The organism is Komagataeibacter europaeus, assembly GCF_002173515.1.
Taxonomy (GTDB): Bacteria; Pseudomonadota; Alphaproteobacteria; order Acetobacterales; family Acetobacteraceae; genus Komagataeibacter; species Komagataeibacter europaeus.
The window spans coordinates 2,297,882-2,313,585 of the sequence record NZ_CP021467.1 but is presented as its reverse complement, the minus strand read 5'-3'; the positions used below and the strand labels follow the sequence as shown (position 1 = coordinate 2,313,585).

The window sequence follows — 15,704 nt, the reverse complement described above, 5'->3', positions numbered from 1 at the left end:
TGTCAGGACATGAACCCGATGCGTCGGTTGCCGTCCCGCCCCGCCGTTTCCGCCTGAAGACGCCCAAGCAGTTCATCGGGCGTCGGGTCTTCATCAAGCAGGCGCGCACGACGCAGCACCAGCGCGAAATCGGACGGGACCAGCGTATGGATGTGGCGCAGCCCGGCGGGCGCATCCTTCCCGAAGAAGCGACGGAAGGCATGCGCCGCCTGGCCTGATGTCAGGTAGCCAAAGCGCGCGCGGAACAGGAACCGCCGCATGCTGGCCGGATCCAGCTTTTCCACAAGGTTGGTGGTGCAGGCAAATGGCAGCGGATGATGTTCCATCCATGTCAGCATTTCGTTGACCTGGCTGATTTCCCATGACCGTTCCGCCGAACGGCGATCGCCCAGCAGGCTGTCGGCTTCGTCAATGATCAGGAAGGCCCCGCTGTCGCAGGCCTCGGCAAAGGCGGCGGCGATCTGCTGCTCGCTCTGGCCCACATACTTGTCCAGCAGGTCGGAGGCGCGTTTCTGCAGCACCGGCATGTCCATCCGTTCCGCCAGATGGCGGGCATACGCACTCTTGCCCGAACCCGGCGGGCCTGACAGCAGCAGCGAAACCGCGCGCGGCGCGCCGGGACGCGCCAGCCGCGTGGTCAGGGCCTGCAGGTCGCAGTCCGCATTGATCAGGGTCGCATCGTAATCCGTCACATCCGGCTGTGACGGCATGGGCATCTGCCCGCCCGCCGCAGCGCGCGCGATGCCGGTCGCGATCATGCTGGCCATGGCGGAATCGCCCCCCGCCAGATGGGTGGAGCGGAGCGCATTGCGAAAAATGGCCGGGGCCGCCGGAATGGCGCGGGCCAGGTCGGCGGCATCCGTGGGGGCAAGGGCGACCTTTTCCTCACGCGCCATGTCCTGCCACAGCCGTGTGCGCACGCCGATACCGGGCTGGCGCACCTCGATACACAGCGCCATGCGCCGCGCGATCGCGGGGCCAAGGGTATCTAGATCGTTGGCTGTCCAGATGACCGGCGTGCCGCCCTGTTCCAGCAGCCGGTGAAAGAACACGCGGCTGTAGGACTGTGGCGGATCGAACAGGCTGGCGGTGAACAGGTCCTCGGCCTCGTCAAACAGCAGGATGGATTCCGTGTTGCGCAGCAGCCGCGTGCTGCACCGCAGGTCGGCCAGCCGTTCGTGGCGGGATGGTTCATCGCCGGCGCTGTCCGCCTCGCCCACGGGGTACAGGGTCGCACCGATATGCCGGGCAAGGGTCGCGGCAAATTCGGTCTTGCCCGTGCCCGGTGGCCCATACAGCAGGATATTGATGCCGGTTGCATGCTGTCTGACCGCGGCCTTCAGCAGCTTTGCCGCGATTTCCGCCTGCTGGCCCAGATGGGCGAAGGCATCCCACGGCAGGGTCGCATCCCTGGGCTGGCCCAGCAGCAGGGAACGGATATCCCCCACCACGCTGGCCCGGCGGTTCATCAGCGCCATGAGCCGGGGCAGCAGGGTGATGTCGCCGTCCTCATCCACGGTCATGAGGCCACTCATGCGCAGTTGCCCATCGGGGGCAAGGGCGGTGGCGATCGCATCCTCCTCCTGCCCCAGCAGCAGGTGAAGCAGGGGGATGTCCTCGCACAGGAACGGCCCACGTGAACGGTTTTCACACAGGTCGTCCCACAACTGTTCGAAATGGCCATTCAGGCGGTAGCACATGGCCAGGCCAAGCACCTCGCTGGCGACCCGGCCCAGGCCTGTCGCCTGGCTCAGTTCCTCCAGCCATGTATCCACGTAGCCCCGGTCGCCTGCATGCTGCGCGCGCGCTTCTTCCAGCGCATGGCCAAGGCGTTTCCATTCCGTGGCGGTGGGCGGGTTTTCCCCGTCATGGCGGGGGGCGGCGGGCAGTTCCTTGTCCTGCAGGCCAAGGTCGGGCTGGGCCTGCACCACGCAGCGCACCAGCGCGCCCGCGTCACGCGACCCACGATGGATCGAACCATGCAGTACGCACAGCATCTCCAGCAGGCGACGTGTCTCGCCCCGCACGCGTGATGAGCGGGGCTGTACCGTCCTGCGGCGTGCTGCCGGTCGTCTGCTTCTGGCTAGCGCCATATATAGGGTCTCCTGCTACTCCTGTCTGAATATAGGTATTGCAGGGGCAGATGTCGTGGGGGGAGGAAGATGTTTTCTCTCCCCCCTGCCGCATCAGTTGCCACCCGACAGGGCAAAGCCGGTTTCAACCTGATCCAGCATGGCCTCCAGCCCAGCATGGCGCAGCGGATCGGTGCCGGTGGTGATATGGCCACGGGCGCGTTTTTTCAGGCTGCCAACGATTCGGGGGCTGACAGGTCGGTCGGTCCCGTGGCGCAGCATGTCGGCAATGCTGGTCCCGCGTTCATGCGCCACCTGCATGACCGAGAACGCCATGTGGTTGACGATGTTCTCGAACTCGAAACGGCCAAAGCGGGAATGGCAGCGGCTGAGCTGATCCAGCGCCGTGGCGTAGCGTTCCACCGGGTTGGCCTGCGTGGCCGTGCGGAAATGCTGGGTGTGGTAACGCGATGCCTGTATGTGTTCCTCCCGTGCCAGATCCCATTCACCAATGGCGGTGCATTCCGTCTCGATCAGGCAGTGCAGGGCGCGGGCGTTCAGGCAGGATGCGACAAAATCCGCATGGGTGATGTCGTTCCATTCCAGCTTCTGCCCCGCACGCTGCATGGCGAAGCGGAAACCCCGGTGGCCATCGATGCCGTACACGATGGTGGTGTTGCCCCGGCACAGCGGGTCGGTCCCGGTCACCATGATGTGACCGCTATCGGCACGGTGCATGTAATGCTGCCATGTCATGACATCGAGCAGCGTATCGTCATCCACGAACCGGTCGGTATGACGGCGGACGTGTTTCATGAAGCTGGTGGCCTGCAGGCCGGTTACCGCGTGCGGGGAAAAATCGACCTGCCACCACACGCATGCCCGCATCAGGTGGAATGCAAGCGCATCGCGCAGTTCCGCGAGTGCGGCATGTTCGGTGGCCAGGCTGTCCACCTGTGCATCGCACAGGGCCTTGACGGTCCTGAAGCGGTTGGCAAGCATGTCCAGCTGCCGCGCCACCGGTTGCCAGGGGTCAAAATAGCTGACCAGGCTTTCGGGGCGGGAATGCTGCAGATGCCAGGCAGCCGGGGCGGTACGTGGTTCACGCATCGGGCGGTCCTTGAAGTATCTGGGGCTGGAAGGATCGGTGTCGGTTAAAGGGGCGGTCATGCCGGCGGCGCCAGCACGATACGGATCCATGCGCCACGATGGGATGGGGGCGGGTCACATGGGCTATGGCATTGGCCCGGTTATCGGGACTGGGTGTTATGTGGTTGTTCGTTGCATGCCATATTGATGCATATAATAGGCATGTTATGTGATAATGGTAATTAATATCACATTAAATCCATGACAGGTTTCCATGCCCTGCCATGAATATGTTTCTTTCAGTTTTATCAGTAACGCAGCGTACGGCGGGTAAGTTCACGCGCCATGCGGTGAATGTCCACGCCCGCCCGCCTGATGACCGAGCGGCTGGTATGCTTCGCATCCACCAGCGTCACGGGACCGGCGGCGGACAGGGTATGCAGCCCGTCGGTCGCAGGCCGCCATGCGGCTGGCGCGGACAGGGGGGGCAGCGGATGTGCCGCAAAATCGCGGGTGGTCAGGGTGGTGATGACCAGCGGGGTAATCGCGCCGCCATAGGTACGGGCACAGTCCTGCGTAGGCAGGACGATCGTGCCGTCATCCATCACCACCGGCGTCCCGCCGGGCCGCGCGCCGTGTATGTCGCGCCGCACCGGATTGCCGGGATGCGGGTGCCATGGCCCGGTCAGGCTGTCGGCCCATGCAACATGCAGCGTATCGACACGCGGGCGTTCCAGTTCATGCCACGGGGTATGGAACAGCCACCACCTGCCGTCATGGAACAGGGGGGAGGCATCGATCATCGGGCCGGGAAAGGCGCAGCCTTCCACCTCTTTCCAGCGATAGGGGAAGTCGGTCGCGCGGTACAGGCGCTGCATGCCGCTTTTGCCTGATTCCGGCATCATGAGGAACGATCCATCCCGATCGCGCAGAATGACGGGATAGGACAGGTGCCACGGTTCCACCAGTACGGGGGCGTGTGCGGTGACGTTCAGGGTGCGGTCAAGGATGAAGACATCGATCCGCCCGACCTTCACGCGGTAGTCATAGGCTTCGGCAAACAGGTACAGCCTGTCCTCGTGCCAGATGCCAAAAGGGTCGGCAATGAAACGGAAGGGACCAGGATCGGGCAGCCATGTAACCGGCGTATCCACCAGCGTGCCCGCGCGCAGTATGTCGGGCATGGACCGGTGAAGAAGTCCCGTCTGCCATATGTCGGTCCGGCCCAGTCCCATTTACGCGGTTCCCGTTGCTGTCTGGCGGCTGATTTGCAAACACGGATATGCTGCAATATGCCTGATGCCATCGTAACAGATGGCCAGGTCAGGGGAATAGCAAGCATGGACAATGGGGAACAGCCCCGGTGTCGGACCATTCGGGCGGCCTATGCCGCACCCATGTCCCGCAGGCCTGATCCGCATGTGGACGTGATGCTGGCGAGGGGATTCGCTGGGCATGCCGGACATACCCCTGGTGTCGGCGTGGACATGATGATCGCCCATGGCATGGCCGTTATCCGTGCATCACGGCGGGTGCTGGTGGTGGATGACATGCCGGGGGCGTCTGGTGCGTGCATGCCACGCCCTGTCCACCCGCATGCTGACGTGAACGGCATGATTGATGACGCTGCCGCACGCTATGCGCATGATGTACGGTCGCGTGCGTTTCGGGGACCGGAAGAATGCTTTGGCGTGCGCGGCACGATCCTGCCGGGATGATGCCTGCCCGCCCGCCCATGCCACCCGCATCCCGCATCGGACTGGCGGAGGTCGTGGCATTTGGCGCGGGCGACATGGGGTTCAACATCATCTGGGGGCTGATGCTCAGCTACCTTGCATATTTCTATACCGAAATCTGCCTGCTGCCGGTGCAGATGGTGGGGTTCATGCTCATGGCCGCGCGCGCGGCCAGCCTGGTGACCGATCCGGCGGTGGGGATCTGGATTGACCGCAGGCCCGCGGGGCGGCAGGCATTGCCATTGCTGCGTGGCGGGATCGTGCCGTTCATTGTGCTGGTGGCGCTGGCCTTCCTGCCCCTGCCGCATGGGTGGCCGGTGGTCGTGCGCGGCATCGGCGCCACCATCGGGTATATGGCGCTGTGTGTGGCGTACGGCGTGGTCAATACCGCCTATGGCGCCATGACCAGCCTGATTTCGGCCGGTCATGACATGCGCCTGCGCCTTGCCACCAGCCGGATGGTGGGGGCGACGCTGGGCAGCCTGCTGGTCAGTATCGCGACACTGCCCATGGTGGACTGGCTGGGTCATGGCGACCGGCAGGTGGGGTTTGCCCTGTTCATGGTCGTGGTGGCGTGCGTGGTGGGCGGATTGCTGTGGCTGCCGTCGCGGTTCTGCCATGAACGGGTCGCGACGGACAGCGGTGACATGACGGTGCGCGCACGCGTTGCCGGGCTGCTGGCCAACCGGGGCTGGCGGCGGTTGACGGGGGCGATGTTGCTGACCATGCTGGGCAGTACCTTCCTGTTCGGCGCACTGGTCTATGACGTGCGTTATGTCCTGCATGACAGTGACCATATGGCTGGCTGGCTGTTGGGCACCATAAGCCTGATGGTGCTGGTGGGCTGTGGCATGTCACTGCCGCTGGCTGCGCGGTGGGGCACGGCCCCGGTCATGCGGGGCGGCACGCTGGCGGCGGGGGGCGTGCTGCTGGTGGCGTATGTGCTGCCCGCGCGGGTGGAGGTGATCGGTGTAGCGCTGGCGCTGTTCGGCCTGTGTGTCGGGATCTGCAACCCGGTCTGTTTTACCCTGCTGGCGCACTGCATGGACGGCGATGGGTTTTCGGGCACGCATACGGTGGGGCTGGCATGGGCGCTGAATTCCACCGCATCAAAAATGGCGTTTGATATTGGCGGCAGCCTGCTGGCGGGCGTGCTGGCGGTATCGGGCCTGGTCGGTGGCGCGCGCATGCAGTCGTTACATGCGCAGGCGGGAATCCATGCCGGCTTCCTGCTGGTGCCTGCCGTGCTGTACCTGCTGGCGGGCGGGGTCGTGCTGCGGTATTTCGCCCGTCAGAACCCGGTGGAGGCGGTAAACAGCACCGCCAGCCCGCCGCCCACGTAATATTGCGGCCCATCGGCTTTGGTCAGGGTGGGGGTGGCGACGCCGGACAGGTAATGCTGGTTGGTGATATTGTTGAAATTCATCCGGAATTCGGGGTGGGACAGGAAAGCATGGTCGTCCATGCGGTAGCCAATGGCCAGGTTGCCGGTGGTATGGTCGGGCATGCGTTCGTCATTCATGAAGGTTGAATACTGCCGTCCCGTGTAATGGACGGACGCCATGCCGAATATGTGCCCGTCATCATAGCTCAGCCCGGCGGAGGCCTGCAGTGTCGGGCTTTCCACCGCCGTCTTTCCTCGCGTCGCCAGCATGCCGCTGCTGGAGGGAATGTCACTGTCGATGGTGGCGTGCAGGTATTCCCCGGACAGATAGGGCGCGAAATGGTGCCATGGCCTCATGCCGATTTCCACATCCACCCCGCGTGAGGTCTGGCCACCGCCGTTGATGGTGGATTCCACCTGCCCGATCTGGGTCTGGATTTCGCGGTTGGTGAAATCATAGTTGAACAGCGTCAGGCTGCCGATAATCAGGTCGCCATTGTAGCGGTAGCCCAGTTCCTCCGACACGGAATATTCGTTTTTCAGCTGCGTTGCGACCCCACTGGCGGTCACCCCGCCAAACAGCGCGGTTTCGTCGGGCGTGCGGAAATTGGTCGTGGTGTTGAAAAAGACCATGTGCCGCGGACTTATGCGGTAACGGATCGCGATGCGTGGCAGCGGGGTGGCGGAATTGCTGCCCGCCGCCGTCTGCACGCTGTCCGACGTGGTGGTGCCGTGGCGGTCCAGCATGACTTCCTTGAACCCCACATCCACCATCAGGCGGTGGTTCAGGAAATGCATCCGGTCGCCGATATACAGTGCATTGGTCTGGGAAATCATGTGGTAGCTGCCCGCGTCCACCTGCTGGCCGTCGGGTTGCAGCAGGGTGCGGCTGATGCGGTCGACCCATATGTCGGCCGCAGTGCCCTGCGCATTGACGGACGTGAAGGGCTGATGCTCGCTGTCATCGGAATAGTCGTACCAGTAACCGAACACCAGGTCATGGTTGCCAAGCTGCCAGTCCAGTGTCGCGTTGAAGCCGGAACGGTAGCTGGTCTGGGTCCAGTTCGCGCGCACGACGGCGTTTTCATCGCAGTTGCCTGTGCCGCTGCACAGGCCGCTGTCACCCATGGTCGTGCCGCTGGGGTCGTTGCCGTAGCTCCACTGGGCATAGGGCGTGACCTTCAGGTGCAGGTTGTCCGCCAGCGTGAAGCGCGCCGGGGCCGCGAGATAGGCAATGCGTTCGGGCTGCCGGTACAGCGCCCAGTAATCCGTGCCGCCCGCCGCATCATGGGGGTTGTAGGTGGCGGCAAGGTTGTTGGCCGCCCCGTGCGGTCCCTGTGCCTGCCAGTCCGCCTTGTCCACCGGCGGGTAATAGCTGGCGACCATCGTGTTCCATGTCCCGATCAGGGACACCCGGTTGCCCGCCCCCCATTCGCGCAGGAATTTGAAGTCGATGTGCTGGCGTTCATCATGGCCCGGCCCGCGCCAGTTATCGGTATAGCCATGGGAATAGGACACGAAGCCCCGCAGGCCGGTATGCCCGATCTGCCCGGTTTCCAGCCGCAGGAACTGCCGGTTGGTGTTGTATGACCCGTACGAGACATCCGCATAGCCCCCTGCCTTCATGGATGGATCGCGAAAGGACATGTCCATCAGCCCCCCCGCTGCGTTCAGCACGGGGGCATCAAGGTCGGCCGATCCCTGCTGCAGGGAAACACTCTGGTAATTTTCCGTATCCGCGAACTGCCCCGGATAGCCGTTGTAATAGGCGATATCATTAAGCGGCATGCCCTCCAGGATGTAACCAAGCGAATCCCCGCTCAGTCCCCGCACCGTGATGTTGGTCTGGGGCGAAAACCCCAGCGCGTCGGAGGAGGAGACATTGGCGCCGGGCAGCAGGCTGACCATGTCGAATGCCGTCGCACTGGGCGCCTGCTTGCGCATGAAGTCGGTGCCGATGGTGCTGACGGATTTCGGCGCGTCCTCCACCCGGATCAGGCCACCGCCGGGCTGGGTGCCCACCACGTGCTGGCTGGTCACGGTCATGGTTTCCGTGGGTGCTGCGGGAAGATGCGCGGGTGTGGAGGCCCGCGTCGTGACGGGTGGCGTGGCAGGCGTGTTGTCATTTCCCGACGCCATGCCCGGCCCCATGCCCAGCATCGTGCCCAGCGCGACTGTCAGCATCCGCCGGTAGGAAACGGGGACCGGATCGGGCAGGATTGGGGGACGGGGGGCATGTGGCATGGAGCGTTCCTGAAGAAATCTTTTTATTTCATTATTTTGGGTCATCCCGATGGGGTATGACATCGTCTTGAACAAATCCGGGACGGATATATTATATCCGTGTGACGTATCATAAGCCCTGTTATCGGGCATATCCCGTATAATTGTGCGGGCAGGCAGGAAGGTTCTCACGGGTGGGACAGGAATCGGCACATATCGTCAGCAGTTACGAACAGGAACTGGAACAGCTTCGTTCCATGATGGCGCGGATGGGCGGACTGGTTGAACAGCAGACATCGCAGGCTGTCGCCGCCATTGCCGACCGTGATGAAAACGCCGCCGGTGTCGCAGCCGATCTCGACCCGCAGGTCGATACGCTGGAACGCGATGTGGAGGCGATGGTCATCCGTATCCTCGCCCTGCGTTCCCCCGTGGCGGGGGATCTGCGTGAAGTGGTCTCGGCACTCAAGATCACCGGCGACATGGAACGTATCGGTGACTGTGCGGCTTCCATCGCGCGCCGGTCGCTGCGCACGGAACTTGTGACGTCGCGCATATCGCTCAGCGGCTTACGTGGCATGGGGCGGCTGGTGCAGGACAACCTGCGCCGCGCGATCGACGCCATGAGCCAGCGCAACGCCGACCTTGCCCGTGAAGTCTGGCAGTCCGACACGGCGGTGGACGAACTGTATAACGCCATGTTCCGCGAACTGGTTACCTACATGATGGAAGATCCGCGCAATATCGGGCCGTGTACGCACCTGCTGTTCATTGCCAAGAACCTTGAGCGGATCGGCGACCACGCCACCAATATCGCCGAACGCGTCTATTACACCGCGACGGGCGAGATACTGCCGGTTGTCCGCCCCCGTGGCGGGTTTTCAGGACAGGGGGGCTAGCGTCCTTGTTCGAAGATCGCCCGCTGCGCATCCTTGTCGCAGAAGATGATGCCGCCCTGTCCGTCATGCTGTCCTACAACCTTGAGGCGGCGGGGCACCTTGTCATGCCGGTCGATAACGGTCTGGACGCCCTGCGTGAGGTGAGCGAGTGGAAGCCCGACCTTGTCCTGCTGGACTGGATGATGCCGGGCCTGTCCGGGGTTGACCTGTGCCGCAGGCTGCGCATGGCCACGGCCACGCGGTACCTGCCGATCATCATGCTGACCGCGCGGGGGGAAGAACAGGATTCCGTCCACGCGCTGGATACCGGGGCGGATGATTATCTGGTCAAGCCGTGCGGGATGGATGTGCTGCATGCGCGCGTGCGTGCGGTCATGCGGCGTAGCGCGGGCCGTGCCGCAACCCCTGCGGCACAGGCGGAGGACGTACTGACCTTTGCTGACATAACGCTGGACCATGCCGGGCGCAGGGTCAGCCGTGCGGGGACGCCGCTTGCCCTGGGGCCTACGGAATACCGTATCCTGCTACACCTGCTGCGCAATCCGCGCCGGGTGTTTTCGCGCGCCGAAATACTGGCCGCCGCGTGGGATGATCGTATCCATGTGGAAGAGCGCACGGTGGATGTCCACATCCGCAGGCTGCGTCTTGCGCTGAACGCCACGGGTGGGGCGGACCTGATCCGTACCGTGCGTTCCAGCGGTTACATGCTGGATGATGGCAAGGTGGCCTGACCGCCACGTCCCAGCTTGGCATAACGCTTCAGCGCCCGTTCGCGGCGCAGGCGTGACAGGCGTTTCAGCCAGAATATGCCGTTGATCTGGTCGATTTCATGTTGCAGGCAGGTGGCCAGCAGGCCATCGGCGTCTTCTTCCACATTCCCGCCGTCAGGGCGCGCATGGCGCACTTTTATCCGCGCGGGGCGGGTGACGGGCGCGTGGATGCCGGGCATGGACACGCTGCCTTCTTCCTGCGTGGATGTTTCCGCCGACTGCCAGATGATTTCGGGATTGGCATAGACATGCGGCCCATCCCCATCCGGCAGGTCAATCACCACCACGCGTTGCGCAATGCCCACATGACATGCGGTTATCCCGATTCCCGGGGCCGCATGCATGGTCTCCAGCAGGTCGCGCGCCAGTTGCGCGGTTGCGGGCGCCGTTGCATCAACGGGTTGCGCCACCTGTTCCAGACAGGGATGGGGAAAGCGGACAATCGGCAGGATGGCCATGCAGGCTGGGTTCCGGTTTGCGATCAGTACAGGAAGGGACCGTTATCGTCCGCGTTCAGGTTAGTGTAATACGGAATGTAGAAGTTCATGCCGAACGGGCTGTAGGTATGGTCCACGCCGGATACGGGACGCAGCGGCTTGACGTCATGTTCCGCCAGGCAGTCATACAGTGTCTCGCGCAGGTGTTCGGTTTCCTTGTCCGATTTCTGCGTGCCGTAGAACAGGTCATGCGCATAGGGTTTGCAGGCCTGCGGGGTATGTTCGTAATAGTCGGCGTACCGGTTCTGCTTGTTTTTTTCTATGTCCGCATCCGATATCCACTGGTGGCTGGCCGCACTGGTGCCCCAGATTTCCTTCCATCCCGTGCGCATGTGCGGCAGGCGGGCGACGGCGATGCCGTCCTGCCGCGTGCCATCCTTGCGCACCAGGCTGCCATGGCAGGCCATGACCTGTATATGGTCGTTATAGACGGCGCTCTTGACCGTCCCGTCTTCGAAACGGATGGCCGGGGATGCATTGGGCGCGCCCTGATTGGCAATGGCCACCACCGCGGATTCAACAGCAGGCTGCCGGCAGTAATTTACCATGGGACGGGGGGCGTGCTGCGCGCAGGCGGCCATACCGAGCGGAAGACATAAAGCAACAAGACGGCGCAACGGTTTTTTCCTTTTGCAATGCGGCACGGGACCCAGCCATGTGCCTGTGTATTCAGGCGTATAGAAGGGGTCCGTTCCTCACAACAATGTAAATTTTCAATTCCGCCCTGTGCTTTTGTCTTCTCTTGCCATTCCTGTGGCGGGAATACGCGGATTATGGGCCGCGAATGCGAATGGCAGCCGTACCATCACCAGCAGGACGGGCACCAGCGGGACGGGCGTCATGCCCCACCCGAGGCATGGGGATCCTTACGGGCCGGAATATATGCGTCCATCAGAATGTAATATTGCTGTGCAGGCCGAAGATCGCCTCGTCGCCGGTGCGGCGGTATGGGAAGGACGGGTCGGCACCGCCGCCGGCGGGGTGCCAGACGTACTGGAAGTCGGGCTGCATGACCAGCCATGGCGTGACCTGCGCCTGATAGGTCAGTTCAAGGTGGTTTTCATTGCCCTGCACCAGCGAATGGCTGTCGCGGTCGAACTGGCGCTGCCCCGAACTGGCGCGGCCGATGCCCCAGCCCAGCCCGATCGTGTCGTTGTCACGTCCCCTGAACGGGGCCTTCAGGTTCAGCCCCGCGTCGATGGCGAAGCTGATCATGTTGCGGTCGCCCCCGTTGCCCGTGGCGCGCACGAATGCACCCAGCGAGCGGGGGGATGTCAGCGAGGGCCGCCAGATCATCTGGTCGATGATGCCATAGACCATCCAGTTGCCCCGGTCCCATCGCGGGGTCAGGTCGGCCTGCGTGGCGCTGGCGTTCAGCGTGGCCGCCCCCAGTGAACCGCCGCGCTGGTTGTAGCGGTAGTCGGCGAATTTCGCGGTATCGTAGTATCCACCCAGCTTGTACACCCCCGGCAGGCCGGGATTTTTGGTCACGTTGGACATGTCGGCCGGCTGCGGGTTGAGCGCGTACTGCAGTTCGGTGATCAGCAGCGCGCCGTTGCCCATGTTGAAGTTCGTGCCGTTGGCGCCGTCATAGGTCTGGCTGGTGGGATCGGAACTGAAGCCGCTGCCGGACCCGGTGGCCTGCTGGATGGGCAGGGAGTTGTAGCGGTTGCCGGGCGGGTTGTCGTCGGCGGCGGCGAACATGAAGGTGAATTTCTCGCTGGGGCGGTAGCGGATGCGGATGGCGGGCGAGGACAGCGGCCATGACGGTCCGCCACCATACAGGTTGACCGAAGGGGCCATGGGCCAGCCGAAATTGGCGTTCAGGTACAAAGACGCGTAATCACTGACCAGGAATTCGGTATCAAGGTCCTGCTGGCCGATCTTCACGTCCAGCTTTCCCTTGAGGAAGGACTGCTGGTACCACAGTTCGAACAGGCGGGTGGAGCGGTCGGCCTCGAACCCGCTTATGGGGTTGAAGTTGTTCAGGTGATCCTGCGAGATCGAGCGCCCGCGCGTCTGCAGCGCGCTGACGTTGAACAGGCCGCCTTTCAGTCCGAACAGCTTTTCGGTATCGATGGTCAGCGTCGGCATGGTGACGCCGTCATAGGCGGGGCCGGTGCCCGAACCCTGCCCGTCGCCATTGGTGCTGGGCGTGCCGCCGGTGCCGTTGCCCCAGACCTCATCGACTTCCTGTATGTCGAAGGTGATGCCGTGTTTGTAAAGCCACGGCCGCGCGCCCCACATGTTGCCCAGCAGGTTGCCGCTGGTGTCCAGCCTGTCCTCGCCCCCTGCCGCGACCGCGGCCTTTTCTTCCGTATCGGCCTGCGCGCGCTCCGAATCACGCACCGTGGCGGGGTCGATCTGCTGGATCAGCGGGGTGGAATTGCCCAGTCGGGCACGGTCTTGCGCGATCTGTGTCTGGGCCTGCGCATGGGCGCCGGCTTCTGTAATGCCGATCAGGCCGCAGGAGAAGAGAAGGGCACGCGTGCGGCCATGGCGTGCCGCGCGGGCGAAGAGGAATTTCATGCAAAAAAACATCCCGTCAGGATGGGGCCAGCCATGAGGGGCTGGAAAAAGCGGCCCAACGTAACGGGCCACTGCTGGCGCGGGGGACGGGATGTCAGGTGGTCTTGTACATGTCTCGTGTCCATCTCCGGTCGGCCCGCCCGGCGATATTGTCAAGGACAACGGCAGGTCTCCTGGCTTACGGGTCACTGCATTCCATCTCCCTTCCCGGCCGGGGCCAGTGGGTGCCGTGTGGCGGCGCCAGATGAAGTACTCTGCGTTTACAGTTGCGGGTACAGCTGCCGACTGCACCCCCGGATATGGCATCCAGCCGGGGTTTACGACATTCCCTTTTTCACCCGTTTGCACGGGACCGTTGACTTGTGACCCGGACTATAGCGTTTACAGTCCATTAGGCAAGATCAGCCGGGGGTTGCCGGTCCAGCAGGGCTGCGACTTCCTTCCCGTCCGGTGCGGCCTGTGCGGCGCCGGGACGGGTGGTGGCCAGCGCGCCACAGGCGGCGGCGAAGCGCACGGCTTCCCCAATCGCCGCCCCGCGCGCCAGTGCGCAGGCCAGCCCTGCATTGAAACAGTCCCCCGCCGCCACCGTGTCAACAGCCCGGACATGGAAGGGCGGGACGAACCCCTGTCCATCCGGTGCGGAATACGCCACGCCGCGATGCCCCAGCTTGATGATGGCCGTGCGTACGCCGCGTGCGTGCAGGATGCGGGCCGCCTGCAGGGCGGTTGTTTCATCGGTGGGTTCGATACCCGTCAGGTCACGGGTCTCGCGTTCGTTGGGGGTCAGGATGTCCGTCAGCGCGTACAGGTCTTCCGGCAGGCCGCCTGCCGGGACCGGTGCGGGGTCCAGCATGACGGGAATGGCGCGCGCACGGGCCTGCCGGGCCATTTCCAGCACCAGTGCGGGGGGCATTTCCATCTGCATCATAACCAGTATGGCCTGATCCAGGGCAGGGGCGAGCCGGGACGCGGCTTCCGCCCCGTGGCGCATGTTTGCCCCGCCATCGACAAGGATCTGGTTTTCGCCCGCATGGTCGATGGTGATGAAGGCCCGGCCGGTGCCTGCCGCCGGGTCTTCCATAAGCCAGCGTGTATTGACCCTGGCCTGTTCCAGCGTGGTGCGCGCCATGTCTGCCAGCATGTCACGACCCGTCCAGCCCGCAAGCGCCACCTCCTGCCCCAGCCTTGCCACCGCAATCGCCTGATTGGCCCCCTTGCCCCCCAGCCCGGTGGTGGAGGAATGGACATGCAGCGTTTCACCCGGCTGTGCAAAACGCGCGACATGCACGACAAAATCGATATTGGTGCTGCCAATGACGGCAATATGGGGCTGTGGCGTCGGCACTGATGAAATCCTGAACAGTGGAAATGAACACGCAAGGGTCATTTTACCACTTCAGTCCGTAACCATACAGGTACGCAGCCTGCCTGTGCCATGCCCTTCCGCTTATCAGAAGTTTTTGGTTATTCAGGTACAATCCATTCCACGTTCGCCTGTGTCCCATCATCCCCCAGATGCGGGCACAACGTGGTCAGGATGGCGCGCGCGGTCTGTTCAAACCGGAACGGCGGGTTTGCGATCAGCAGGCCGCTGCCATTCAGCCGTGTCGGGTCCAGTGGCGGCCGCAGGGTCAGTTCAAGCGCCAGCAGGTTGCGCTGTCCCGCATCCTTCAGTGCATTGTGGAAGGCATGCGTGGGCGCGCGGTGCTTGATGGGATACCATGCGGCGATGACGCCCGTGCCAAAACGCTGGCGGGCCGTGATGATGGCTTTTGCCAGGGCATGGAATTCATCTTTCTGCTCGAAAGGTGGATCCATGAGCACCAGCCCGCGCTTCGCCTGTTTTGGCGGCAGCAGGCCGGTAATGGCTTCATATCCGTTGCGACCATGGATGGATACGGCGGGATTATGCCGGAACAGGCGGCGCAGGCTGCGCTGGTCCTCGGGGTGCAGTTCGCAGCATGTCAGCGTATCGCCCGGTCGCAGCATGCTTGCTACAATGGCGGGGGAGCCGGGATAGAACAGCCGTCCTTCATGCGCGGCGATCGTGGCGCGCACGATCTCCAGCCATTCCCCGATACATGGCGGTGCGGCAGGATCGGCTGGCGCGTCCAGCAGGCGACCGATACCGTCACGCCATTCCCCCGTTGACTGCGCTTCGCGCCCCGACAGGTCATACAGGCCGATACCGGCATGGGTGTCGAGGACGGAGAAAGGCGCGGGCTTGCGGCGCAGCGCGTCAATCAGCGCCACCAGCACGACATGTTTCATGACATCGGCAAAATTGCCGGCGTGATAGCTGTGTCTGTAATTCAAGGTCTGGCCGTCCCACGGATTGCATGCCCCATGAACGGGGTCCGCAGGACTGTTAATGGATCGTGCGGTCTTTTTCCATGCCGGTCCGTGGGTTGCCGTGCAGTCACGGAGCGGCATGGTGCGGGCGCAGGGCGATGCAGGCGGTCATCCTGCCTGTCGGCATCGTGCCGCCCATGCCGCCATGGGGTG

At 63.5% G+C, this 15,704-nt stretch carries 13 protein-coding genes and 1 riboswitch; of the genes, 4 read left to right on the top strand and 9 right to left on the bottom strand.

Annotation, left to right across the window (positions count from 1 at the left end; translation table 11 throughout):
* Positions 1 to 2: 2 nt before the first annotated feature.
* The 3 genes from S101446_RS10640 to S101446_RS10630 form a co-directional block, all read right to left on the bottom strand.
* Positions 3 to 2,027, bottom strand: a complete 2,025-nt coding sequence (locus S101446_RS10640; RefSeq protein ID WP_019085348.1) for an AAA family ATPase — start codon at positions 2,025 to 2,027, stop codon at positions 3 to 5.
* A gap of 159 nt (positions 2,028 to 2,186) precedes the next feature.
* The gene (locus S101446_RS10635) at positions 2,187 to 3,182 is read right to left on the bottom strand and encodes a hypothetical protein (protein ID WP_010510633.1); all 996 of its coding nucleotides are present in this window, start codon (positions 3,180 to 3,182) and stop codon (positions 2,187 to 2,189) included.
* Between the two features lie 287 nt (positions 3,183 to 3,469).
* The gene (locus S101446_RS10630; RefSeq protein WP_010510635.1) at positions 3,470 to 4,396 is read right to left on the bottom strand and encodes a glucosamine inositolphosphorylceramide transferase family protein; all 927 of its coding nucleotides are present in this window, start codon (positions 4,394 to 4,396) and stop codon (positions 3,470 to 3,472) included.
* Positions 4,397 to 4,453: 57 nt separating this feature from the next.
* On the opposite strand from S101446_RS10630, the gene S101446_RS10625 reads away from it, so the two are divergent.
* Together S101446_RS10625 and S101446_RS10620 are read left to right on the top strand one after the other, a co-directional pair.
* Complete coding sequence (locus S101446_RS10625; RefSeq protein WP_244184192.1) at positions 4,454 to 4,879, top strand: beta/alpha barrel domain-containing protein; 426 nt, start codon at positions 4,454 to 4,456, stop codon at positions 4,877 to 4,879.
* Positions 4,843 to 6,240 carry an MFS transporter gene (locus S101446_RS10620; RefSeq protein WP_244184189.1) on the top strand — a complete coding sequence of 466 codons (1,398 nt, stop codon included), beginning with the start codon at positions 4,843 to 4,845 and terminating at the stop codon, positions 6,238 to 6,240. Before S101446_RS10625 ends, S101446_RS10620 begins: the two co-directional genes overlap by 37 nt.
* On the opposite strand, the gene S101446_RS10615 is transcribed toward S101446_RS10620, so the two are convergent.
* Entirely contained in the window at positions 6,189 to 8,525 is a 2,337-nt protein-coding gene (locus S101446_RS10615) for a TonB-dependent receptor (RefSeq protein ID WP_087608334.1), read from the bottom strand. The two genes, S101446_RS10620 and S101446_RS10615, sit on opposite strands and share 52 nt — an antisense overlap.
* A gap of 173 nt (positions 8,526 to 8,698) precedes the next feature.
* Between S101446_RS10615 and phoU the strand changes: the two genes are divergently transcribed.
* Both phoU and S101446_RS10605 read left to right on the top strand, forming a co-directional pair.
* Positions 8,699 to 9,403: a phosphate signaling complex protein PhoU gene (gene phoU, locus S101446_RS10610; protein ID WP_010510644.1), complete on the top strand. Its 705-nt coding sequence runs from the start codon at positions 8,699 to 8,701 to the stop codon at positions 9,401 to 9,403.
* 5 nt (positions 9,404 to 9,408) lie between these two features.
* Positions 9,409 to 10,134, top strand: coding sequence for a response regulator (locus S101446_RS10605; RefSeq protein WP_010510647.1), 726 nt, complete (start codon positions 9,409 to 9,411; stop codon positions 10,132 to 10,134).
* Here S101446_RS10605 and S101446_RS10600 read toward each other — a convergent pair.
* The 5 genes from S101446_RS10600 to S101446_RS10580 all read right to left on the bottom strand — a co-directional run bounded on the left by S101446_RS10600 (position 10,104) and on the right by S101446_RS10580 (position 15,515).
* On the bottom strand, positions 10,104 to 10,631 hold the full coding sequence (locus tag S101446_RS10600; RefSeq protein ID WP_087608333.1) for a peptide deformylase: 528 nt from the start codon (positions 10,629 to 10,631) through the stop codon (positions 10,104 to 10,106). The two genes, S101446_RS10605 and S101446_RS10600, sit on opposite strands and share 31 nt — an antisense overlap.
* Before the next feature lie 23 nt (positions 10,632 to 10,654).
* On the bottom strand, positions 10,655 to 11,287 hold the full coding sequence (locus S101446_RS10595; protein WP_244184186.1) for a hypothetical protein: 633 nt from the start codon (positions 11,285 to 11,287) through the stop codon (positions 10,655 to 10,657).
* A 274-nt stretch (positions 11,288 to 11,561) separates the two neighbouring features.
* The gene (locus S101446_RS10590) at positions 11,562 to 13,199 is read right to left on the bottom strand and encodes a carbohydrate porin (protein WP_087608876.1); all 1,638 of its coding nucleotides are present in this window, start codon (positions 13,197 to 13,199) and stop codon (positions 11,562 to 11,564) included.
* A 146-nt stretch (positions 13,200 to 13,345) separates the two neighbouring features.
* Positions 13,346 to 13,570, bottom strand: a riboswitch (cobalamin riboswitch).
* 20 nt (positions 13,571 to 13,590) lie between these two features.
* A complete protein-coding gene (locus S101446_RS10585) occupies positions 13,591 to 14,544 on the bottom strand; it encodes a ribokinase (RefSeq protein ID WP_087608875.1) in 954 nt (317 codons plus the stop codon).
* Between the two features lie 119 nt (positions 14,545 to 14,663).
* Positions 14,664 to 15,515 carry a 23S rRNA (adenine(2030)-N(6))-methyltransferase RlmJ gene (locus S101446_RS10580; protein WP_244184183.1) on the bottom strand — a complete coding sequence of 284 codons (852 nt, stop codon included), beginning with the start codon at positions 15,513 to 15,515 and terminating at the stop codon, positions 14,664 to 14,666.
* Positions 15,516 to 15,704 lie beyond the last annotated feature (189 nt).